General features: G+C 61.3%; 19 protein-coding genes. 12 read left to right on the plus strand and 7 right to left on the minus strand.

Features of this window, described 5'->3' with window-relative positions:
• Positions 1-81: 81 nt before the first annotated feature.
• Positions 82-1,464, minus strand: a complete 1,383-nt coding sequence (locus CNE_RS38310; RefSeq protein ID WP_013954433.1) for an MmgE/PrpD family protein — start codon at positions 1,462-1,464, stop codon at positions 82-84.
• A gap of 149 nt (positions 1,465-1,613) precedes the next feature.
• On the opposite strand from CNE_RS38310, the gene CNE_RS38315 reads away from it, so the two are divergent.
• Both CNE_RS38315 and CNE_RS40605 read left to right on the plus strand, forming a co-directional pair.
• Positions 1,614-2,510: a LysR family transcriptional regulator gene (locus CNE_RS38315; protein ID WP_041229412.1), complete on the plus strand. Its 897-nt coding sequence runs from the start codon at positions 1,614-1,616 to the stop codon at positions 2,508-2,510.
• A gap of 935 nt (positions 2,511-3,445) precedes the next feature.
• The gene (locus tag CNE_RS40605) at positions 3,446-4,585 is read left to right on the plus strand and encodes an AlbA family DNA-binding domain-containing protein (protein WP_013954435.1); all 1,140 of its coding nucleotides are present in this window, start codon (positions 3,446-3,448) and stop codon (positions 4,583-4,585) included.
• A gap of 752 nt (positions 4,586-5,337) precedes the next feature.
• Here CNE_RS40605 and CNE_RS38325 read toward each other — a convergent pair.
• Together CNE_RS38325 and CNE_RS38330 are read right to left on the minus strand one after the other, a co-directional pair.
• Entirely contained in the window at positions 5,338-5,583 is a 246-nt protein-coding gene (locus tag CNE_RS38325) for a hypothetical protein (protein ID WP_013954436.1), read from the minus strand.
• Positions 5,580-8,003 carry an SNF2-related protein gene (locus CNE_RS38330; protein ID WP_238553250.1) on the minus strand — a complete coding sequence of 808 codons (2,424 nt, stop codon included), beginning with the start codon at positions 8,001-8,003 and terminating at the stop codon, positions 5,580-5,582. Before CNE_RS38330 ends, CNE_RS38325 begins: the two co-directional genes overlap by 4 nt.
• A 949-nt stretch (positions 8,004-8,952) precedes the next feature.
• On the opposite strand from CNE_RS38330, the gene CNE_RS38335 reads away from it, so the two are divergent.
• The gene (locus CNE_RS38335; RefSeq protein WP_041229414.1) at positions 8,953-10,287 is read left to right on the plus strand and encodes an RNA-guided endonuclease InsQ/TnpB family protein; all 1,335 of its coding nucleotides are present in this window, start codon (positions 8,953-8,955) and stop codon (positions 10,285-10,287) included.
• A gap of 61 nt (positions 10,288-10,348) precedes the next feature.
• On the opposite strand, the gene CNE_RS38340 is transcribed toward CNE_RS38335, so the two are convergent.
• Positions 10,349-10,828, minus strand: a complete 480-nt coding sequence (locus CNE_RS38340; RefSeq protein WP_013954439.1) for a hypothetical protein — start codon at positions 10,826-10,828, stop codon at positions 10,349-10,351.
• A gap of 184 nt (positions 10,829-11,012) precedes the next feature.
• Here CNE_RS38340 and CNE_RS38345 point away from each other — a divergent pair, with 184 nt between their 5' ends.
• From CNE_RS38345 to CNE_RS41655, 8 genes are all read left to right on the plus strand, one after another.
• Positions 11,013-11,498: a hypothetical protein gene (locus CNE_RS38345; protein ID WP_013954440.1), complete on the plus strand. Its 486-nt coding sequence runs from the start codon at positions 11,013-11,015 to the stop codon at positions 11,496-11,498.
• A gap of 90 nt (positions 11,499-11,588) precedes the next feature.
• Positions 11,589-12,461, plus strand: a complete 873-nt coding sequence (locus CNE_RS38350; RefSeq protein WP_049800777.1) for a DUF1173 family protein — start codon at positions 11,589-11,591, stop codon at positions 12,459-12,461.
• Between the two features lie 485 nt (positions 12,462-12,946).
• A complete protein-coding gene (locus CNE_RS38355; protein WP_238553251.1) occupies positions 12,947-13,216 on the plus strand; it encodes a hypothetical protein in 270 nt (89 codons plus the stop codon).
• Positions 13,217-13,230: 14 nt separating this feature from the next.
• Positions 13,231-13,599 (plus strand): DNA translocase FtsK, encoded by a 369-nt coding sequence (locus CNE_RS38360; RefSeq protein WP_049800778.1) that lies wholly within the window; start codon positions 13,231-13,233, stop codon positions 13,597-13,599.
• A gap of 24 nt (positions 13,600-13,623) precedes the next feature.
• Positions 13,624-13,905 (plus strand): hypothetical protein, encoded by a 282-nt coding sequence (locus CNE_RS40610; protein WP_080569704.1) that lies wholly within the window; start codon positions 13,624-13,626, stop codon positions 13,903-13,905.
• A 191-nt stretch (positions 13,906-14,096) separates the two neighbouring features.
• Complete coding sequence (locus tag CNE_RS38370) at positions 14,097-14,705, plus strand: hypothetical protein (protein ID WP_049800779.1); 609 nt, start codon at positions 14,097-14,099, stop codon at positions 14,703-14,705.
• Between the two features lie 51 nt (positions 14,706-14,756).
• On the plus strand, positions 14,757-15,695 hold the full coding sequence (locus tag CNE_RS38375; protein WP_013954443.1) for a DNA/RNA non-specific endonuclease: 939 nt from the start codon (positions 14,757-14,759) through the stop codon (positions 15,693-15,695).
• Between the two features lie 12 nt (positions 15,696-15,707).
• Positions 15,708-15,863, plus strand: coding sequence for a hypothetical protein (locus CNE_RS41655; RefSeq protein WP_013954444.1), 156 nt, complete (start codon positions 15,708-15,710; stop codon positions 15,861-15,863).
• 92 nt (positions 15,864-15,955) lie between these two features.
• Here CNE_RS41655 and CNE_RS38380 read toward each other — a convergent pair whose 3' ends face one another.
• On the minus strand, positions 15,956-16,591 hold the full coding sequence (locus CNE_RS38380) for a hypothetical protein (RefSeq protein WP_041229416.1): 636 nt from the start codon (positions 16,589-16,591) through the stop codon (positions 15,956-15,958).
• Positions 16,592-16,610: 19 nt separating this feature from the next.
• The gene (locus tag CNE_RS38385; RefSeq protein ID WP_013954445.1) at positions 16,611-17,765 is read right to left on the minus strand and encodes an integrase domain-containing protein; all 1,155 of its coding nucleotides are present in this window, start codon (positions 17,763-17,765) and stop codon (positions 16,611-16,613) included.
• Between the two features lie 1,099 nt (positions 17,766-18,864).
• Between CNE_RS38385 and CNE_RS38390 the strand changes: the two genes are divergently transcribed.
• Entirely contained in the window at positions 18,865-19,866 is a 1,002-nt protein-coding gene (locus CNE_RS38390) for a PRTRC system protein D (protein ID WP_013954446.1), read from the plus strand.
• 1,133 nt (positions 19,867-20,999) lie between these two features.
• Here CNE_RS38390 and CNE_RS38400 read toward each other — a convergent pair.
• Positions 21,000-21,218: a hypothetical protein gene (locus CNE_RS38400; RefSeq protein ID WP_013954447.1), complete on the minus strand. Its 219-nt coding sequence runs from the start codon at positions 21,216-21,218 to the stop codon at positions 21,000-21,002.
• Positions 21,219-21,311 lie beyond the last annotated feature (93 nt).

The raw sequence follows: 21,311 nt of genomic DNA on the forward strand, positions 1-21,311 counted from the left end.
TAAAGAAGCTGCTCATCTATGCCGACGGCGCCGGCCACCGCCACGTCGAATGCCTCCTAATGGCGATCGACGCAGACGGCCTCATGTCGTGCGCGCCGGAGCGCTCAGGGCAAGCAGCAGCGGATCCCATGCGCCCGCTCGCAGTCCGGCCATGCCCTCAAGCACACCTTGCTGGCTCGCTGGCGATAGGGTGGCCCGGGTCGCGACCTGAAGCTTGCGTTCGAGATCCTCCCAAGACAAAGGGTGATCGGGATCGCCGCGTGGATCCGTCAGCGGCGACTCAAGCAGCTGTCCGTTTGACAAAGTCACGGCGACCCACGCTGGTGAGCGTGCGGGGAACAGAGATTCAATGGCGGCGTCATGCACCACCGTGATCCGCTTCGCCAGGTCACTCACCTCCGCGTCATAGAGGCGACGCGTATCCAGAGGGAGCAGAGCATCGGCGCCATGCAACGCGCACAAGGCCAAGCAGTACGGAACGCTATACTGTGCCTCCACCAGTGTCTCGGGAACGGGCTTGTTGCTCAGGTTGAAGGTGGCGCGATACGTGTGCACCTCCATGCGTTCGATGTCGCGCGCCGCCAAGCCATGAAGCCTCTGGAGATGAAGAAGCGCATCCAACGGTGCATGGATATGGCGACAGCAGCCGAACGGCTTGAAATAAGTGCCGTTTATCAGCGGCTGGCCACCAAGGTCACGCAGTGCCGTATCCGAGTCGAAGAGCCGGCCATCCTCGAGTACGGCGGCAGGACCGGCATAGCCGGCCATCGCCAATTCTAGAGCGGCCCAGCCAGAGACAGCGCCTGCAGCTATGCCTTCCTTCACGTCCGAGCCGACAAGCCCAGCCAGTGCGGGTAGCGCGGGTGCCGTCTGGGCGGCGATAGCCAGTGCCTGGGCGATGATCTCAGCACTGGCGCCTAGCATCCTGCCGCAGGTCGCCACAACCGCGAATCCCGACCAGGTCCCGGACGGCGCATAGCCGGGGCGTGCCATGGCCATCCGGATGCCCACTTCATATCCCGCCACCACTGCGGCCATGAAGTCCTGAACAGCTATATCGGGACGAGCATGGACCAGCGCCATCGCCGCAGGAATTGTGGCCGCCCCTGGATGGCCCCTGGCCTTGCGGTATCCATCATCTAGGTCCAGTGCGGCGGTCGCGGCGCTATTGGCAAACAGCGCGCCGGCATCAGTAGCAGTGCGCCCTGTGAACCACATCGGTGAACCACCGGCGCCATACATCGTCTGTGCCGCTTGCTGCGCCGCCTTCACCCCGGGCTGCTCTAGCGCGGACGCCGCGCTCGCTAGCGCGTCAAGCACACAGCGCAATACCGTCTCCTGGGTGCGTGCATCGATGGTACGGGCGTCCAGATCGGCAACATAGCGACCCAAGTGTAGACCGATGTCACGGCTGTTGCTGGGCTTCATGTCTGTGGAAGCCTGATGCTCATTACCTTTTGGCATATAACTTTGTCAACCTCCTCTAAGTGGCTTTGCCGTCTTACAGGCCTTGAGGCCACGGGATTTGAGGTGAATGCTATAGAATGCCGGGGCGCTGATACAGTAACAATTCTTCGTCTGCTTATGCCTAATAGGTATTTATGAAAGTCGACATGAACATGCGCCACATTGAGGCTTTCCGAGCTGTCATGATTTCTGGCAGCGTGGTGGGAGCCGCCAAGCTGCTCAACGTGACGCAGCCCGGAGTCAGCCGCACAATTGCGCTGCTCGAGATGCGTCTAGGCTATGCGTTGTTCCAGCGCAAAGGCCGGCGACTCGTGCCCACCTCGGAGGCAGAGGCGTTGTACCGCGAGGTTGAGCATCTCTATGTGGGCATAGATCGGATAACGCAGGTTGCTTACGACATCCGATACCATCGCGCGGGAGCACTACGGCTGGCCAGCCTGCCCGCGCTGGCGCAATGGCTAATCCCGGCGGTGCTTGCCAAGTTCTTAGAAGCCCGGCCTCAGGTTCGCATCTTTGTGCAGACGCTACCTTCGACGCAAATCGCCGAACTAGTCGCGACAAGGCAGTTCGACCTCGGCGTTGTCGAATTGCCGATGTCCAGATCCGGCGTAAGCGTGCGGAACTTGCCACCCTCGCCCATCGTGGCGGTGTTGCCCTTCGAACACCGCCTAGCGGCCCGAGAGAAAGTCAGCCTGCGTGATTTGGCCGGAGAACGGCTTGTGCTGCCATCACCGCAAAGCTATCTGCGCTACCAGATTGATGACGCCTTCAACCGCCAAAGCATCGTGCCGGACGTCGTTGCAGAGACGCCGACATCGCCTCTGGTGTGCGCGTTGGTGGCGGAAGGCGCCGGCATTGGCTTGGTATCGGCATGGGCACCCTCTCCGCACGGCGATACGCGCACGGTGCAAAGGCCGCTCGACGAACTGCTGCAATCGCAGTACGCCTGCCTGCGGCCGGAAGGTGCCGTTCCGATGGTGTTGGCGGAGGAATTCCAGTCGTTACTCTCTGCTCAGATGGATGCAATGGCACCGGGCCACTAGAAGTCCTGTTCCGTTAGCGAAGACGCGGTCGTCATAGCGACTGCACTCGGAAGGGAGGTCAATGGGTCAGCGTGACGCCATGCCGACCGTAATCGAAACTATCGAACCACTCCCGGATCGCGTCGGCCACAACGCTTGGATCGCAAGTGGCGGCATCCGGAACGCATGCCCAAATGAGACTTTCGACGTCAACGCGTCGTTCCGCCCGATCCCTCCAGGCATCGCGGTCGCGGGCTAGGATAGCGAGGTGCTGGTCTCGGATCGGGATGTAACGCATGGCGCAGACAAGGAAGTGGGAGTCCCGTATTGACGGCCGCCTCGCTGATTTCTTGACCCATCCACTGCTTACGTCAACCTAAGGGTGACGGTGAACCTGACCGTTGGGTCCGGGCTCAGCGTCACGGGATTTCACGCCAGTCCGCCTAATTCCGGATTTCCAGTCCAGCAAAAGCGCACGTAGTCCGGCTAATTCCGGTTTCCTACAGAACTGCGAGGAATCGGAATTCTCGAGACTGCGTTCTCCGAAAAATCAACGACTTAGCGTCCAATTCGGTCCGCGCTCGTTCGGATGAGAACCGGAAATACCGAGACTGACCTGAATTGAAGCGCGAATTCGTTGGACTGCCCCGCACCGGTCGCTCACTGTCTCTTTGCGACCCGCTTCGGCCCCTCAATCCGGCCCGCACTCAACGGCAGCTTTGGCGGTAAGAACGCTCGTCCGCCCCATTTCGGCGGCCGGCAACGGGCCAGCCTTAGCAGGCTTAAATTAGAGGATCGATCAACACGCGGCAAATAGCAAAGGCGACAACGGGGTTGTCAGTCCTCGCAAATGGCAACTTTCTCCAGTCGAGACTGCTATACCGTCGGCAGAACGAGGTCCGGTTTACCGTTACAATCATAGACGTAACCAAGATCAAATAGGCGAGGCGACGACTATGGAAGACGAAGCACTCCTTGACAGCCTGCTCTACCGCGGCGAAGGCGATGCGCTCGATTTCAAAAAAATGCAATATGCGTTTGAAGGCGCTGACGATAACCACAAGTCCGAGCTACTCAAAGATATCCTTGCGTTCGCAAACGCGTGGCGTGACACAACCGCATATATCGTCATCGGTGTAAATGACGCTCGCGAAGTGGTGGGATTGGACAAGGATATTGACGACTCTCGGCTTCAGCAGTTTATCAACGGCAAGGTAAATCGCCCCATTCGATTCCACTATCGATCGCTTCTGTATAAGGGAACAACTATAGGTATCTATACCATCCCTTTGCAGGATCGACCATTTTTTTCCGTTAGAGACTTCGGCAAAGTTGCGGCAGAAGCAGTATACGTACGCCGCGGATCTGCCACGGCATTAGCTAAACCTGATGAAATCGCAAAGATGGGAGCTGCCGCTGTACAGGCTCACCGCCCTCGTTTATCGATGAGAATATTTGGCGCAGATGGCGAAGTATCGGCAAGTGAAAGTTTGGCCGCGGTGGTTAATGATTTGCGGATCCCTGAGGCAAGCGAAATCCCCGATCACGTTGATACAAGCCCAGCGAGCAGGTTCGGCCTTACGGACCATTTCATGAACGAAGATTATTTTCGTCAAGTTGCTGCGTACATAAGGCAGAGGGAGGGTCTAGTAAAGTTCGGCCTGTTGATTGAGAACCTTGGTGACGCGTATGCAGATGACGTTAAACTAACCTTTCGTGTACCCGCATCAGAGGGATTCCAGTTGATGGCTGGTGATGATCTCGAGCGTACACCGCGTACTCATTGGGACGCGGTCAGGTCGCACCGATGGTCGGGTACTGTAGATCCGTCAGTCGAGATTTCGTCAAATGCGGACACCCTCACTGCGACAATTTGGCTCGGGAAAATTCATGCGGGGGACCGTCGAACGACCGTTGACTTATATTTCAGTCACCCACCGGCAAGCCTCTCACACGCCGACGTAACCGTTCATGCCGATCAGTTAAAGGCACCGTTGAGCTTCTCGATCCCATTGTCGTTCCAAGTCAATACGCCGCCACAAGTTACAGTGGAGCAACTGCTAGAGATAGCTCATAGATTTGATGAATCGGAATGAGGCGTTCTTCCAGGCGGGCGGAACTGACCAGCGGCTACGGAATCGCTATTGTTCATAACCGCGCCGCGTTGCTCACACCCGTCACAAAGCGCTCAGCGCCGCCATTCTAACGAAGCCGCCCGACGTCGGTTGCTCATCTCGTAGTGACCATTGACAGGCCCGCAGACCAATAGCCGCAAGGCCGACGAGGTGTCGGCGATGGTAGCTACGCTTGGGTCGTTGTTTGGGTGAAGCGGACGTTCGGACGTCCAACGCCGAGCGCAAGCCGCGGCTGTAATTGGCCGACAGCAGTCAATGCGCCCCGGTCAGTGCTTCCCCACAAGTACGGGACGTAGGGAATCGGGTTTCGCGCTCCTAGCGCGCAGCCCGCCTGGACTCAAGGCAAGCACGCGCCAGTCGCACTAATTCCAAATTTCTAGTCTCACGGAAAAGCACCTAGTCTCACGAATTCCGGTTCCGTACAGAACTGTAGTATCCAAGCCGAGTTTGACAAGGTGGGAACGCATTAGACTCAATGAACACTCGTCGCGGCTCAACGTGATCGCCACCCGAACTCAGCCGTCGGATATACCCTTACGCTGCACACCGTAACCCGGGCTGCATTGGCCCCTCACACCTCGCAGATTGGCAAAGGGCCAAAGAAAAAAGCCCTCCAAACATCGGAGGGCGGACAGTACAGGAAAGGACACAGGCTTCTGGCCCGCAGTCGGCAATGGTACCCCCACGACCGCGCGTGGCGATCAGGGGGGCGGCTAGCAGCTTGTCGGCTGGCGCGGCCCGATTGGGCGCGACAACAGCGTGGTCACCGCGCCACCAGCGCACCAGCCATCCAGCTTGTCCTCAAAGATGCCGTGGACAAGCCGATCCAGGCAGATCACCTCGATGCCGTTCGCTTCGACGGTGCCGAGGATGTTTGCCACGGTCGTGCCGCGGGTACCGCGGCGTTTCACGGTGGCCACGCCCTCGCCAATGGCGAGCGTGCAATCTTCAGTTTTCATGCTGCCTCCTTGAGCAGTTCACGTTGATCCCGGGCCTCGCGGCCATGCAGCTTGGCGAGATCGTCCACAAATTCATCCAACAGCGTGTCCATGTGCAGGAACGCTTCGTCTTCCAGTTCCGGTGTCGCCCAGTCCAGGCCCGCCTCCATGGCGTCCCGTTTGTGCGCAACCATCTGGTCCTGGTAGGTGTCAATACTGCCCGGCAGGTGGAAGTACACCACCTTCAACTGCCCCTTCCGGTTCCACCGCAGCGCGCGCCGCATCGCCTGATACTCGATCCGCCACGTCCACGAGCGGTCGTAGAAGAGGACATAGTCAGCGTTTGGTAGGTTGTAGCCCGCCCGGCCTGACGCCTTGGTGCAGAGGAGCCCCGTGGCATTACCGCCCACGAACCGCTTGTCCTTATCGGCCACGCGTTTCGCAATCGGAATCCCGCCGTGGAACGGCACTGTCTCCACCCCCTTCGCCTTCAACTGGCTGGCGATGAGGTTGACGACACCCGGGTTCTCGGCGAACAGGATGGCCTGCTTCCCTTCCCCGGCGATAGCCTCCAGCCGCTCGATCACCGCACGCTGCTTGCTGGTGAGTTGCGCCAGCCCGCCGACACCATCCACCCCATGCTGCGGGTAGTTGGCGGCGAAGTGGACGGCACGGATACGGGCCAGAATGGCAATCAGGTTGTTCGGCCGGCCATCCTTGCGGATCTCCCGGTACCACTGGGCAAACTCGTCGGCGGTGCTGAGGTACAGCGACAGATGCGCTGGGTCCCAGGACGTCTCGACAATCTCGACCGTGGGCTGCTCGATGCGGATATAGCGCGCCACATCAGGCTCGCACACCAACCGGCGCTTAACGTGCGGCGCCAGCATCTGCCGGTACCGAGGCAGGTTGCCGATCTTGGGCACTTCGCGCTTGGCCCCATCCTGCAGGCTTTCGGCAAATTCCCAGGTCACCCACTCCAGGACCACGAAGTCGCTGCGAAAGCGGTCGATGCCGCGTTCGGCATGCTGCACCGAGGCAAGCCAGTTCGCTTCCAAATAGCCGCGCCGGTAGCCATACGGCTGGGCCGCCGTGCCATCACCGCCCGTAAACGCGATCAGTCCGAAGATGTCGCGTGGGTAGTTGGCAATCGGGCTGCCGGTCAGGATATAGCGCCGCTTCGCCGATAGCTGCCAGAGCGCGCGGCTCTGGTCGCTTGCCGGGTTGGACAGGCGCTCACCCTCGTCGGCCACCAGCAGTCCGATGCGACGGCGCAGCCGGTGCGCGTAGGTGATGCGGCGCGAAGCCTGCCGGTCGACGGGCATGCGCAAGCGCTCATAGGCGATCAGGTTGATGCGACCGAGCCGCACCAGGTCCTCAGGCGACTGAATCACTTGCACGTCCGACGCTGGCATGACCTGCTCCAGCTCGGCGCCCATCTCGGCGATCAGGCGTGCCTCGACAACGATCAGGCCGTGCTTGACGCCGGACAGCAGGATCAGGCCTGCCGCGAGACGCGACTTGCCGCAGCCCTGCTCCCACGCCGCTACCGCACCGTTGGGCTTGAGCAGCAACTCGACCAGGTCCTCCTGTTGGAATTCCCAGTCCAGCCATCGATCGATCCCCAGCGCGAGCAGCCGCTTGCGCAGCCGGCTGGCCTGCCCGGGATAGCGCGTGGCCAGGCCCTCGTGCACGATTTCCCATGCCTGCGCCGATTTCTCGACGCTGTAGCGGGTAGTGATCTCGTCCAACGAGACGACGTAGCTCTTGTCGCGTACCTGGTACTGGTAGCGGCCATCGGACTGCCGATCGAAGCGTACCGCCTGGCCAGCCTTGATGACCGGGCCGCCCCATACCGACGAATCGACCAGATGCGTTTTCGTCGCCGTACCGACGATGGTATCGGCGGCGCAAACGCCCGTCGTCCAGACCGCGTGGCGCAAGGGCAACGCCTGCCGCATGCTCCGACGTAGTCGTTGGCGGAAGTGCTCGAGGAAGCCCTGTGCAAACTCCGGCTCACCGCCGGCGGCCTTCACCATACCGACGAGCTCGCCCAATGCCCCGATCGGATCGGGCTGGACCAGATAGGCCTCCAGATCCAGCCGGCCAGTGCCTGCGTAACGAAAGCCACGCGGCAGGCGCTGGCCTTCCAGCGACACGATGCGGCGCTCCAGCAAGCGGTTGAGCACCATCGCCTCGACGAACCCGCAGTCGAATCCAAGCACGATGCGGCGGCCGTCATGCGAGATGCGTACCCGTTTCTGCGAGGTCACCGGGCGCGTGATGGCCGGACCTTGGTCGTCCAGCAACTGGTGGCCGAGCCACGGCTCGCCATAGAGCCGATCCTCGGTCTGCAGCTCCAGCGTGGGCAGCGCTTGGGTCAGATCCGATACGGTTTGCCGCACGAAATCGCTGGCTCGCATGCGGAAGCGCGCGAACACTGCAATGGAGGTGCGCCCTCCGCCCTTCCTGCCGGAAAGCGCTCGCTGGCAGGTCGAACACGCGCCCACACGCCTTGCGGCACCGTTGAAGGACGCGCCGTGACCGATGACCCGGCCGGTTGTGTTGCGGGGATGTTCTGTATCGGGCCCCTCGAACTGCCGCCCGCGATGGCCGTCATTCAGTGCGGGGCCACGCGGTGCCTACTGAAGCTTCCCGCGCCGTGCCTACCGTCGCTCCGCAAAGTGCGCATGCTGTCGTTTTCGGCTCGGCCCAGCATTTTCCTGACCTGCCTTGAATTCACAAATTTGAGCGTAGGGTGGAACTGGCGCCGAGCAATGGCGCTTAGCCTTCACCTAGCTCAGACAGCCTCCGCCTGGGCCACTACTCCTTACAAAGCCACCATGCATAGCGACGCGAACACTCCCCTCCCATCCTCCGACGCCGAAACAACGATAACAACAAATCTTCTTGCACTGCGCGACTGTCTACAACGCTGGGCCGATAGCGACGAATTCTGGCAGGCGCAGCCCTACGGAAAGCGCTTCTACTTCGGCGCCGGGGCTCGGGATTACATACCGAGAGACGTACTTCGCGCCGTCCTCGCCAGGGTGGCAATCAGTTCAAAATCGGCACGGGAGCGCTGCAAGGCGATGATCCCTGCATGTGGCGATCTTGATTGCCCTATATGCGACCTCATTTCCATTGACGCTAAGCTGTAACCCAGAAGATGCAGTTGTGGGGGGCTTCAGGAGCGGCGACTCGAGATGATTTGAAGACGGCGGGTTAATGAGAGCCACTTGGAGCGCTTCGGATGGGAGCTCCCTCCATGACGGTCCTTCAAATCCAGCCGCCTCGACCGCAAGTTGCACCGCCTCGATAGTAGTGCATAATCGTCCACGCCCGGTGCATGATTATGAGCCGCGAAATGGAACACAAAGGCCGCTGCCAATGCTGCTAGCCGATACGATTGAACTTGTCACCAGCCAGCGCGAAGTCGATTACTTCGTGAGGGCGGCTGGGTGCGCGCGTTTCGTATGGAACTGGGCGCTAGCAGAATGGAACCGCCAACGCGCAGGAGGCGGTAAGCCGAGCGCAATGGCGCTGAAGAAGTCCTTTAACGCCATTAAGTATCAGCAGTATCCGTGGATGGCCGACATCCATCGTGACGCGCACGCCCAACCATTCGCCAATCTATCAAAGGCATGGTCGAAATTCTTCTCTGACATTAAGTCGGGGATAAAAGCGCACGCCCCCAGGTTCAAGAAGAAAGGTCAATGCAAGGACGGATTCTACGTCGCCAATGATAAGGTAAGGTTTGACGGACAGTCAGTTGTGCTGCCATTGATTGGACGGGTTGCCATGCGGGAGGCGCTGCGGTTCCCCGGGCGAGTAATTGGCGCCGCCGTGAGCCGACGAGCTGATCGTTGGTTCATCTCGGTGCAGGTAGAGGTGGCGGACGACGTGGCGTTCGTCCCGCGCACTGGCAATGGCGTGGTTGGCGTGGACCTTGGGATCAATTCGGCCGTCACACTTTCGACGGGGGAAACGTTCGAGGGCCCCAAGCCGTTGAAAGCAGCACTACGGCGCCTGCGGATTCGGTCTCGACGCCTTTCCCGGAAGGTTGAGATGGCGAAGCCAGGGCGCGCGGCATTCAGCCGAGATTTCGTTGGGCCGCGACGTCCGAACACTAAACCACGACCGGCGCGGTCTTCCGGCCAGATCGACAGTGCCGCACGGCTGGCGCGCCTGCACGCCCGCGTCGCTAATATCAGGCAGGATTTCCTGCACAAGGCAACCACCAGGCTATGCCGCGAAAACCAAGTGATTGGCCTGGAGGATCTCAACGTCCGCGGTATGCTCAGGAATGATCGTCTTGCCCGCTCACTCTCGGACATGGGGCTGGGTGAGTTTCGCCGGCAAATGGAATACAAGGCGAAGCGATACGGCACGCACCTTGTGTTTGCCGATCGCTGGTTTCCGTCGAGCAAGCTGATGTCCTGCTGTGGCCATAAGCTCGACAAACTTACGCTTAGCGAGCGTCGCGTCGTGTGCCCGGCCTGCGGCATGAGTCATGACCGCGATCACAACGCAGCGATCAACCTTGAACGGCTCGCAACCGAAACTGCGCTACCCGTGGCGAGTGATTCGGCAACGAATCGCACTGCGAGAGGCATGTCGCCGATCGCAGGCGGGAAAGTTACGTCCGTCAGGGACGAGGTCGGCCAGCAAGGAGCCTCGGGGCGGGAAGGAAATGGCGCGCACAGTTGCGCACGTTTCTCATAGCAGACGCGGAAGTAGCCTAAAAATACCGCAAAGGCCGAGGCAGATAAAGACTGCGCCCGCCCTACCCCAGCCTTTCGGTTGCTTTGCGCAGCCGATTGAGTACTTTCCAGCGATCACGCGCCGCTTCGGCCGGATCTTGCGTGGATGAGTAATCCGGCATGAGTTCATTGCCTGGCCTGCCGCCGGGCTTCTCAAAACTCACGCATTCCATCCCATGCTCTGCGGCATGCAGCTGCGAGAGCGACCAGGACACCTCGAACACCGCGATGGAATCCCAACGCGCGGGGAGGGAATCGTAGTCGAACCAGACCTCCCCAATGCCATCCAGGATCGCGGTGACCGTGTATTCGGTGCCATTACTGGCCGGGATTGCGCGGACCTCGAATCGCAGGACGTCTGCCGGCGGGTGCCAGAACACCCGGTCCAACATCCGTCGATAGGCCAGCGCCGCGATGGTGGCCAACTCCCGGTAGTACTGCTCACCGGGAGCGGCGAATGCCCGCTCGTCGCGGGGCCGGCTGCCGAGGTCGATTTCCTTCATGGCGTTTCAGAGACGGATTTGCCGGTCATCCGGCGAAAGAGAGCCGAAATCATACGTCATTCGCCAAGTCGGTTGGCTCGATTCGCCCCGAAAATGGTGACTGCCGCAATGGGTCCGCCTGCTGCCTTGACTTTGCGCTGGGCCGCGTAAGCTGGATTCATTCAGCATCCCATAGAGCCAGAGCATGCGTTTCACCCGCTACGAACGCCACAACCCGATCGACTTCAACGCCCGCCGCCAGGCCGCTTTCGCACGCAAGCAGGCACGTGAACGCGAGCGCTATCCGTTGTTGGCCGACCACGTGGCCGCCGAGCAGCATTCGGTGGACGAAGAGATTGCACGGCGCACGGTGCGCGCTGATTCCTTCGAGCAAGGGATGCGCGACTACTATGCCCGCAGTTGGCGCGACGCACGCAGGATCTATTTTGCCCAGTCGGAGGCCGTGCGCGCAGTCATCCGCGCCAAATGGTCTGCTTGGGTCGGCCCGACCACCTCGACCTACTTCGCTTGGATGGTCGACGTGGAGAGCGGCAATCAGGCACGCCGCCTTGCAGACTGCCGTGACCGCGATGCGGCAGCACGCGCAGCGCGCACACCGCGCAGCCAGTGCAGGAACAGTTGGCTATCTGATATGAGGCGCTGGCCGCAGTTACCGCTGGCGCCCCGGTAAAGGTCAAGGCATACCGCCTGCGCTGGCCAGAACACCTTCCTGTGTATGACTTCTGTCGTGTCTGACTACCCAGATTGGAGAGGAAACCGGATGTTCAAAGTTCGTATTGGCAGCGAGGAGCACGACCTGGATCGTGTGCTGGATTCACCCGCGGACTACGCCCGCGAGCTGGACCGCGCCAAGACTCACCAAGGCTACGCCGAATGCGGCTGCAACATGGTCTCGCCGCGCCCGAAGCTGGTGATCCGCCGCCACGGCAAAATCTTCATCCTCGCCCGTTGGCCCGACGATCCGCGCCCACACCTCAAAGGGTGCCCCTTCCTCGAACGGTTTAGCCGGTTAAACGGCGCCGCCACCGAGCACGACGCGTTCCGGTCTGCCGACGGCACACACGACGTGCGGCTTGATGTATCTCTGAAGGTTGCCGCCGGCGGACAGACCACGAGCAAGCGCGAGCGGCCCGAGTCCGCCTCCCGCAGCCAGCGCCGCGCCGCCCCGCTGTTGGCGTTCCTGCAGTACGCCTGGCAGTCGGCCGGCTTGCACGTGTGGCCGGGCTATGGCCGGCGCGGCTGGAATGCGTGCTGGTCGCGGGTAGTGGCCGAGCTCGCCGAGTGCAAGATCAATGGCCGCCCCGGCAGCGAGGTCCTTCATGTGATGGAAAGGTGGGATGAGGCCCGCACGGCCGAACAGTCCGCCGAACTCGAGGCGTTCCACGACCGCGCAAGTGCGAGCAAGGACGGCTACCAGCGCGGTCTCATCATCGGGGAGATCGATTCGCTACAGCCGAGCCCCCATGGCGGACGCCTCAAGCTGCGGCAGGCCCGTCACTGGTACTTCCTATCCAAAGACCTGTACGAGCAGTTCCAGCGCAGGTACCAGATGGCGATTGCCGGCATTGGACGGGAGGACTGCAGTTCCTCCCCTGCGATTCCTCCTACGAGGTGGCGATGGCTGACCGCCTGATCGCCGGAGAACGTGCCTTCGAGAAGCCGCTGCGTCACGTCGATAGCGCGCCTGTGCTCCCGATTTCCGGCTCACGGACACCGCGCCGTCGACCGTGATCGAGGTACTTGGTCTGAACGGCAACCCGAAGTTCGACCGGCGCATGGCTGAGAAGCGCGCCTACTACCGGCAGGCTGGCATCCCTCTCGTTGAATGGGTTCCTAGCGCGCAGCCGCTCGACGACTTCACGTTGCCGCCCGCGCTTCGAGGCCCGCGGTAGGCCGCGACCGCGGCGCGACTTGACTTCCGTGTTGGGACGCTACGCTGGTTCAGTTGCTTCAGGAAGGTATCGCACCTCGGAGCCGCACCTAACAGCACTCTGCTCCAAGAAATATGTCTCGACTCGCCACGCCCTCTGCCGCCCGCTCCTTCGCCAAAGCCGAGACGAGCTTCGCGGCACCTGCTGCCAAAACGGGATGCGAATGATGGGATACATCAATCCACTTTTGCGCCTCCCAGCGGCCCAGCGACTCAAGGGACTATCCGAGCCCCAGCGCCGTGCGGTTGCCCTCGTGCTGCGCGACCTGCGCGACCTGCGCGACCTGCGCGACCAGGCGAACACGGAAGCGGAGCAGGCATGGCACCGGCGCAAGGGTCCGATGGCAGCCTACTGGCGCGCGGTGTCCACCTACGCCCGACACCTTGCCCATGCCCTGGAGCAACGTACAGCTGCGATCACGCCGCCAGTCAGCGATGCACCGCAGGAGGCCAAGTGATAGAAGGCCAAGCCATGCCACGCGACCACCAGCTGACGACGCCCGAGGCGTTCGATGCCGCCTATGCCAAGGCTATCAGCCTGGTACACGCCCATCGCGCGGCCTCTGTCCCGCTGGTCCAGCGTCACCTACGCATCGGCTCTGACGCCGCGCGGCGGCTGCTGGCCCGCATGGCCCGTGAAACCACGTTCGTGCGGCCGATGCTGTCCGGCCTCTATATCTACACACCCGAACCGCTGGCCAACGAGTTGAAGTCCCTGCACGGCTTCGTCGCCGAGGTCCTGGCCCGGAGCGCCAAAGGCCCACTCGACCCCGACACCATCCGCTCGCTTGGCGAAAAGCACGCCCTGCAGAACTACTTGCAGGCCGGCGGCTGCCAATAGCACGCCCCCTGAACCAATCTGACCATGAATCCCCTTCCCGACGATGACTACCCCCAACCCGAAACAATGCTGGCGATCCGCGGCGCCATTGCAATTGGCCGCCAGGGCGGGCCCCGGCCTCCTAATGGCTCATGGCTTTCCGAGTTCTGGGAGGTCGGCCACCTCGTCCGCAATGCAGCCGACGCGATGCACGAGGCGATCGAGCCGTTGCAGCGGCTGGTCGGCGACGCCACAGCGCACCTGCAAGACCATGTCGCTGCGCTGGAGCGAGCCGCTGGCGACATCGATGGACTCTACCCGGAATGATTTAAGGATGAGCCAATGCCTGCCGACAGCCACTTCTGACATGCACCGAGCCATCGCCGATTTGCTCGCCAAGACCGAGCAGTATTTGCAGCTTCCTTGCAACGCCAGCTGAGCGAGTCGCCCTTGCGGCGGCGGGCCAGGCCGCGGATCTTGGCATAATGCGCGCCAGATTCCCGCCAACCCGCCCATCCATGGCCGACGACCTTCTCATCTGCGCCCACTGCGGCAGCCAGCCCCGCTTCATCGCCAACCGTTTCGAGGCCGTCATCACCTGTACCGGCTGTGGCATTACCACCCCGCCCGAATCCCTTGAGGCTGGCCACGACCAGGCTCACACCGTCCTGCGCGGCATCTGGAATACCCGCCTGACCCCACGGCCACCCGAGCAGCACGAGCTATCCGCCATCGTGCGTAAGGAGTTGTCCAGCTCCGACCTTGGCACCGTCCTCGCACTCATCGCCCGCAACGAGGATGACTGGGAGACGCGTGGGCCGCTTTTCGCCGCCATGGCCGAAAAGCTATTGCAGCCCGAACCCTTCCTGCAGGAGCTTGTACCGGCGGAGGCCTTGCTCAAGGATGCCAGCCGCTACCGCAAACTCATGCGCCGCGCCAAGCTGATCCACATCGACGGCCGACCCTGGGTTCGCATCGAACCGATCGACGCACTGCCCGCAACGGTCTCCGAGGAGCTGTTCGGCGGCACGATCATCCTGGAGGAGTTTTTGGCGCGCGTACTGGATACCACGCCGGACGCCGGCGAGGGCGTTGCGTCGCCGCAGGGGATGCAGCCGAAGCCTTGACTTTGGGTGAGCCTTGGCAAGATAGGTGCATCGCCTCTCAGAAAAGCAACCATGCAGAAGCCCCTGTTCCTTGCCGCAGCCATCGCCGCAACCTTTGTCGGCAGCACGATCAGCACCGCGGTCAGCACTGCCGCCTACGCCAAAGGCCCGGCGACCGATTGTCCGCACATTTTCGGCACCAACGGCAAGCCACGCGTCGCCAGCAGTGCCTCAGCCAGCCGCACCCAGTTCCTGTGCTTCCGCGGATATGCCGTGCAAACGTCGGCCACTACCCGAACCGCGCTGTGGTCGGCCGAAAATCTCACCGCCCCGGCGGTGTTGGCTGCCCGTTCCGTCCCGCGTGGCAGCGACTTCTACGAGGAAGCCGAGATCCCCGCGGCCGACCGTGCCCGCCTCTCCGACTACGGACGTGGTACCGGCCTCGATCGCGGCCACCTCTCGCCATCAGGAGACTTCCCCGACCTGGCTTCCCAAGCCGAGAGCTTTAGCCTCGCGAATATCGTGCCGCAGGCTGCCGCCAGCAACCGTCGACTGTGGAGCCACATCGAAACCTCGACTCGCCGCATGGTGCGCGAATACGGCCAAGCCTTCGTGGTCACCGGCCCGGCCTTCGATCCCGCCCAGGCTGCCCGCCTCAACGGCCGCATTTCTATCTCTACCTATATGTGGAAGGCGGTTTTTGTGCCCGGCGTCGGGGCCGCCGCCTACGTGGCTCGCAACGACGCGACGCCCCAGTATTCGGTCTTGAGCATCGCCGAGCTGGCCAGCTTCGCAGGCGTCGACCCGTTCCCGCGCCTGGATAAGTCCTACCGGGATTCACCGATGGCGCTGTTGGCACCGACGCCGCACCCGGGCGAGAAGACGGGCCGCAAGGTCAGCCTCGCCACGCTCACGTCCACTGCCGTTGAGAGGCCGGACCAGTCCGTTGCGCAGGAGCCGCGGCATTCCAGCGTCCTGCCTTTCGTCCGCGCCGTCCTTAACCACAACTGACCAGGAAACAGCATGGATCGCATCAAGCAAATTATCCACGTCCTGCGCACCGACAAGGAAGCGCGCCTCCAAACCGCGGGCGTCGTCGCCTTTGTGCTGTTCCTGTGCTGGTGGGGCGCAACCGGGCACTTTGATAACGATCCGTGGCTGCCGAACTTCCTACGCTGAATGCCCGAGGAGCGCGTTTAACCGGTTGATCGCGCCCCTCGGCTACCGGCCTCCTGTTGGATCCGACCAGACCTATTGCGACCTGATCACGTTCAGTTCAGCACTGCCCGTGTAACGTGCCGCCCGGCACCGATTCCATCCCGCAAATCAGCAAGATACCTGGGCTGTTGGCACCGAAGCGAGATTTCTGTAACGTCCGCCCTCAGTATTGCAGAGCCCATGGAATACGCGTTCGGCGCGCCTTCCCACCCCTCCCCGACTTCCTGAAACCACATCACGGAGAGGAACTGGCCTGTACCATCGTTATCAGCCCAATCCCACCCTCCGCCATCAAGTACTCCTCCAACAGCCTTGGTGAACTCAAAGCTCACAAGGTCGCTCAGGAATATGCCGGCCGTGTCTCCATTGCGCCTCAACCGCGAAAGCTCCACATACGGATCGGCTGCCAGATACCCGATTACCGCGGTAATCAGCCCTTCTTCATCCTCTTTCTGGTCCACCACCAAAAGTCCCCAGTGCGTACGCAGGCCACGCCGCAAGCGAGTCGCCTCCTCCAGGTCTTCCTGAACGTATGGATCGTGCTTGTCCTCCATACAATTCACACGCGCCACGGCGATAACGTAATCCGGAAGTGCTACCCATGGCCATTCAGCGACAGCTGCCGCATCGAGACCACGTTCGACTATCACCCTAATCTCTTTGTCCGAATAGATTCTGTCGATAAGCATGCTTGCCATCCAATCATAGTTACACCGATTTTCCCCCGGCCTGATGCCGGTCCAACAGTCGGTACAGCGCCTGCCGCGAGATGCCCAAGGCCTGCGCGGCCTTAGCCTTGTTGCCTCCGGCGGCGACCAGTGCCTCCTTAGCCTGATCCGGATTGACCTGTGGCTTATCCTTTCGCGCCATGGCAGAGAAAGTCGAGAGGTAAGCGCCGGTCTTCGACGCCTTGCTATGCCCCGCAGCTTCGACGACCGCCTGGATCGCCTGCCGGTGCGCTTCCAGGTCTAGCGCCTTCCCGCCCTTGACCGGCGCGTCCACACCGGTCAACGTCTTGTAGTACTCCTGAAGCCACTGATGCCGCAGCCCGTGGCTGGTCACGCCCAGCCCCTTCTTGTAGATTCCGTACTTGCGCAGAACGCCGTTGTAGTGCGACCGCCACTCATTGATGGAGTAGGAGGCAGGTGTTGTCGAACCGCTCGAGGGATCCACAAGCGCCGCCGCCTCCCCCAGTACCGCGAGCCGCAGCTGCACCGGTACCTCGCGCGCGCGCCCGCCCTTCGTACCGTCGACGACACGCATCGTGTCCAGGTTGCGCAACGCCGTACTGACCTTCAGCGAGAAGCTTTCCTCGATGCGCAGGCCGAATGCCGCCTGCAGCTTCAGCTGTATTGCGACGCGAGGGTGCTCGGCGCCGATCTCGGCAATCTTGGCCGTGGCATCGATGCCGTTTCCCGACCAGGATTTGTCAGTCGTCGTCACGTAGCTGCGCACCAGGCCGTGTTCCTTGCGATCAACGTAGTCGCCAATTGTTCGGATCAGGTTGTGCTTGCCGATCCACTGACAGAAGGCCTTCAGGTGCGACAGCTTGTTCTCGATCGTCCCGCCTGACTGCTTCTGCGACACCCAATAGTCCACCAGCGCCTGCACATGCTTGTGCCGCAGCGAGTACGGGCTCTCAATGTGGAACCCGCATGCGCGCAATTCCACGAACGAGCGACATACCGTGTACATCCGCCGCTCCTGCGTCTTGATCGACGCGTTCTTGTGGCTGATCCGTGTTTGGCTGAGGATCCTCTTCACGTTGCCTGCGACCGCAACCTCGATCTCAGCCTTCATCCTCGTTGGCATGTCATACCTGGCCAGCAAGCCACGTACGTCAAGCGCTATTGCCTGCCGCATCCCGTTGTTCCTCTTTCTCGCGTTGCGTTGCGCGCCGAACCTGCGCCCGCATCCCCCGTGACGCGCTGCGCGTATCCCCTCTCTTGCACGTGTTGTGATGCCGTTTGCCGTCGGCCACGGTCCTGCCTTCCGATCCTTTAGCGATCCCCTTACTGGTCGGCCCCACACGTGGAAGTCCGTGTCATGACCGTCCCGCTCCCTCGCCACCAGTCGCGCTGCGCGCAATGTGGCCGGCAGAGTTCGGGCTACCCGGTTGCCAGGATCGCTCCCGACATGAACGCCGACCAGTGCATTCGCACCCGCCTTCGCCACCCGTGTAACTCTTGTTGCGCTGTTTCTTGTGACGGTCGCGCTCACCGTGCTCGTATCGTTCCAGAGAGTTCATGGCCTTGCGCCATGCAATCCCCCGCCCCCCAGGTGTCGACATCTGGACCGCCGTGTATTGGGCCCGCAGTGTTCGTCTACCCCGCATCTCGCTGTCAGGCGTGGTTAGGTATCGGAGGCGGCAATGTGTCCGGGTGCCCGGTTTCCACATGTCCTCATCACGTCCAATTCTTCCAGACAACCCACTAAACCAAGCGGCATCGCCGTGTCCGGTGTCCTCAGTGTGGGCCAGTATGTACTTGTGGCGAAAGAAAAAAATACCGCGACAGTGTGCGGCGTGGACAGCGTGGCGACCGAGGACCCATTTCAGGCGGTGTCGGTGCTTTGGGATGGCCGCCAACATGGCGGCAGGGTCGATGCGTCGGGGACGCGAGAAGTACGTTAAGGATAACGAGGCCGACCTCCCTGCGCAACCCCACGAAGACGCGAAACGTGCATGACATTCGAGAGCTTTCGGCTGCTTGACTTGGAGAATCTATCTGTAGAGTTGATCCGTCGACGTGCCACGAAGTGGGACATGACCAGCGCTAGACGGACCAAGTCCTATCAAGTCAGACAAGTTGGATCGCCCAATGCTCGGCCCAAGTGCCACTTGGTCGGCCCAAGTGCCACTTGGTCGGCCCAACTCCTTCTTGGTTGGTCGCGATCTGGAAGTACTTCTTCCTCGTGGCATCCGCGCACCTCCCCTACACGAAGTCATCAAGGAGTACTGATCATGAAACTCTCGACCGTCGCAATTGATGTCGGCTACGGCAACACCAAATCGGCGTTCCCGCTCGGCTCTGACATTGCAACCAACATGTTTCCATCGTTGGCGCCTATCGCTTCGACGACATCCCTGACGCCGCACAGCGGCTCCATCCTCCGTTCCCGCGACGTCGTCAATGTATTGGTGGACGGTGCACGTTACGAGGTGGGACCGGAGGTCTCCCTCAGCGCACCACGTGGGAACACCGGCCGGTCATTGTCCGAGGACTTTGTCACGACAGCGAACTACGCAGCCCTGCTGGCAGGAGCACTCCACTATTCCAAGGCGACGGAGATTGATCGCTTGGTGCTGGGCCTTCCCGTGCACAACACCCAGAAGTACGCCGGCTACCTGAAAGATCGGTTTAGCGGCGAGCTGGAGTTTGGTTGGGGTCCTATTCACGTGCGTAGCGTGCTGCCACTGCCTCAGCCCCTCGGAACATTGATCACTTTCATCCAGCAAAGCGGCAAGCAATACGACCCAGATAATTCCTATCTCGTGATCGACGTCGGCTATTTCACAACCGATTGGGTGGTCGCACGCGGATACACGATGGACGATTCGCGAAGCGGCGGGGTTCCGGGTGGTGCGTCGAGTATTTATCAACAGGTGGCAAGCCTCATCGCAAAAGCGGAGGGCGAACCCGTGGACAGCATCGAGCGAATCGATAAGGCAATCCGCGAAGTAAAACCTATGCTCTTCTTTAACAAGGACCTGGATGTGCGCCCCTTCCTTGAGGAGGCTATTGCCGTGTCTCGGGCATCCGTGAAGGAAGTCCAGGCGCGCGTCGGTCGTACTGAGGACATCCGCGCAATCATCCTGACCGGCGGTGGAGCGAACTTGTATGCCCCGGCTATTAAAGCGGCCTTTCCGCGCAATACGGTCCAGGTGATGGACGCGCCATGCTTCGCCAATGTCCGTGGCTTCTACACGATTGGGTCTGCACGCCAGATGTCGAAATCCTCGTGATACTGCTGAGTATGGACAAGCTTCAGATAACGCTCACGCTGTCCCGCGAAGCCGCGCCCGATCTGCTGGCGTACCTGGGACAGATACCTGGCGCTCGCGAGCGCGCTTTCGTATTCAGACTCCTGGCACAGCGCGGTTTGAGATCCCTTGGCAATGCGGGTACCGACGGATTGCTACCCGCACCCGCGGGTCTGCTATCCTCAATTTCCCCCCCGGCGACTACCCCACTTGCGACCGTTGGCAACGTTCGCGCCACGGGAGACGAGCAAGGCGCGATTGCCCCGCTCGTGCCAGCTTTAGCAGACACGTCCATTGCATCACCGGAGGCGAGTCCCTTAACCATGGATACTTCGGATCAGTTCGCAGTACTGGACGTCGGCGCGCTGAACGATGCGATGGAAAGATTTGTTTGAACTCGAGGACTAGAAGCCAATATGGAGAAGCTCGAAAGATTTCAACCAGGTGCACGGCGCCGCGTCTGCTCGCGTACTTGGATGCGCCCCCGGTGCCCGCGACCGCGCTCTCGTGGTGAAGCTTCTGACCGAGCGAGCGCTCGAGGCCGGCATCAATCCGCTTGGTCCTGCTTCTTCCCTGCCAGCGGCGGCCCCAACGACTACCCGGACGACGACGGCGCCAAAGGCCACTTCGAAGAAAATGTCCCCCAGCCTCGCTTCCAAGCGCAAAGCTGCTGCGCCAACGCCGAAGGGCCGGCCTACTTCAGGGCGGGCAGCCAAGTAAGCACAACTCGCCTGATGGAAGCTCCCCGACAATCGGGGAAGCTTCCGCTCATGGTGGGAGCCAATCTGGAAGGACTGGCTAATGCTACCGCAGCGCTCGTTGCTCATGCTCAGGTCGGCTGGGGGGAAACATACTGCCGGGCAACTGGTTAGGCATCACCGCGCCCTTGATTTCCCGACACCACGGTTAAAGTAGAATTCACTGCAACGAATCCCGAGGGGTCAAACGAGATGACGGAATACGAAATCATTCGCTTCTTCAAGTTTTTGCTGGCATTCGGCATTGGCTTCTGCCTGTGGGAAGCAGCGCTGAGACTGGTCAATGCTCTCCGAAGAAAGTGATCGGCAAAAAAAAACCCGGCAGATCGCCGGGCTTTCTTGATGGGACAGGTGCGCTCAGTGCAACGTCGGTCGTTGCTTTCCGGCGCAGTACGTAAAGGCGGCATCGAAATCCGCTTCCATGTGCTGAAGCTGGGTGGAGCCATCGGCATTGCGACGGTAGACATGGTAGGTCTCGGCATCCGATTGACAGGCCGGAACCGTGCCGGATGCCATTTGTCGCATGGCGCGGATTTGAAGACGACCGACAATGACACTGAACCCTTTGAACGACATAGCAGAACTCCAAGAGTGAGCTGCCGCAAGGGTTCTCCCCTGCGGGCAGAACCCGCGGGGCAGAATGAGAAAGAGGTACCGCCCCGACGGGCA

The organism is Cupriavidus necator N-1 (assembly GCF_000219215.1).
Classification (GTDB): domain Bacteria; phylum Pseudomonadota; class Gammaproteobacteria; order Burkholderiales; family Burkholderiaceae; genus Cupriavidus; species Cupriavidus necator.

Bases quoted from the DNA above. Each gene is read 5' to 3' on its own strand.
- CNE_RS38310 (WP_013954433.1), bottom strand. From the start codon at position 1,464: ATGCCAAAAGGTAATGAGCATCAGGCTTCCACAGACATGAAGCCCAGC.
- CNE_RS38315 (WP_041229412.1), top strand. From the start codon at position 1,614: ATGAACATGCGCCACATTGAGGCTTTCCGAGCTGTCATGATTTCTGGC.
- CNE_RS40605 (WP_013954435.1), top strand. From the start codon at position 3,446: ATGGAAGACGAAGCACTCCTTGACAGCCTGCTCTACCGCGGCGAAGGC.
- CNE_RS38325 (WP_013954436.1), bottom strand. From the start codon at position 5,583: ATGAAAACTGAAGATTGCACGCTCGCCATTGGCGAGGGCGTGGCCACC.
- CNE_RS38335 (WP_041229414.1), top strand. From the start codon at position 8,953: ATGCTGCTAGCCGATACGATTGAACTTGTCACCAGCCAGCGCGAAGTC.
- CNE_RS38340 (WP_013954439.1), bottom strand. From the start codon at position 10,828: ATGAAGGAAATCGACCTCGGCAGCCGGCCCCGCGACGAGCGGGCATTC.
- CNE_RS38345 (WP_013954440.1), top strand. From the start codon at position 11,013: ATGCGTTTCACCCGCTACGAACGCCACAACCCGATCGACTTCAACGCC.
- CNE_RS38350 (WP_049800777.1), top strand. From the start codon at position 11,589: ATGTTCAAAGTTCGTATTGGCAGCGAGGAGCACGACCTGGATCGTGTG.
- CNE_RS38360 (WP_049800778.1), top strand. From the start codon at position 13,231: ATGCCACGCGACCACCAGCTGACGACGCCCGAGGCGTTCGATGCCGCC.
- CNE_RS40610 (WP_080569704.1), top strand. From the start codon at position 13,624: ATGAATCCCCTTCCCGACGATGACTACCCCCAACCCGAAACAATGCTG.
- CNE_RS38370 (WP_049800779.1), top strand. From the start codon at position 14,097: ATGGCCGACGACCTTCTCATCTGCGCCCACTGCGGCAGCCAGCCCCGC.
- CNE_RS38375 (WP_013954443.1), top strand. From the start codon at position 14,757: ATGCAGAAGCCCCTGTTCCTTGCCGCAGCCATCGCCGCAACCTTTGTC.
- CNE_RS41655 (WP_013954444.1), top strand. From the start codon at position 15,708: ATGGATCGCATCAAGCAAATTATCCACGTCCTGCGCACCGACAAGGAA.
- CNE_RS38380 (WP_041229416.1), bottom strand. From the start codon at position 16,591: ATGCTTATCGACAGAATCTATTCGGACAAAGAGATTAGGGTGATAGTC.
- CNE_RS38385 (WP_013954445.1), bottom strand. From the start codon at position 17,765: ATGCGGCAGGCAATAGCGCTTGACGTACGTGGCTTGCTGGCCAGGTAT.
- CNE_RS38390 (WP_013954446.1), top strand. From the start codon at position 18,865: ATGAAACTCTCGACCGTCGCAATTGATGTCGGCTACGGCAACACCAAA.
- CNE_RS38400 (WP_013954447.1), bottom strand. From the start codon at position 21,218: ATGTCGTTCAAAGGGTTCAGTGTCATTGTCGGTCGTCTTCAAATCCGC.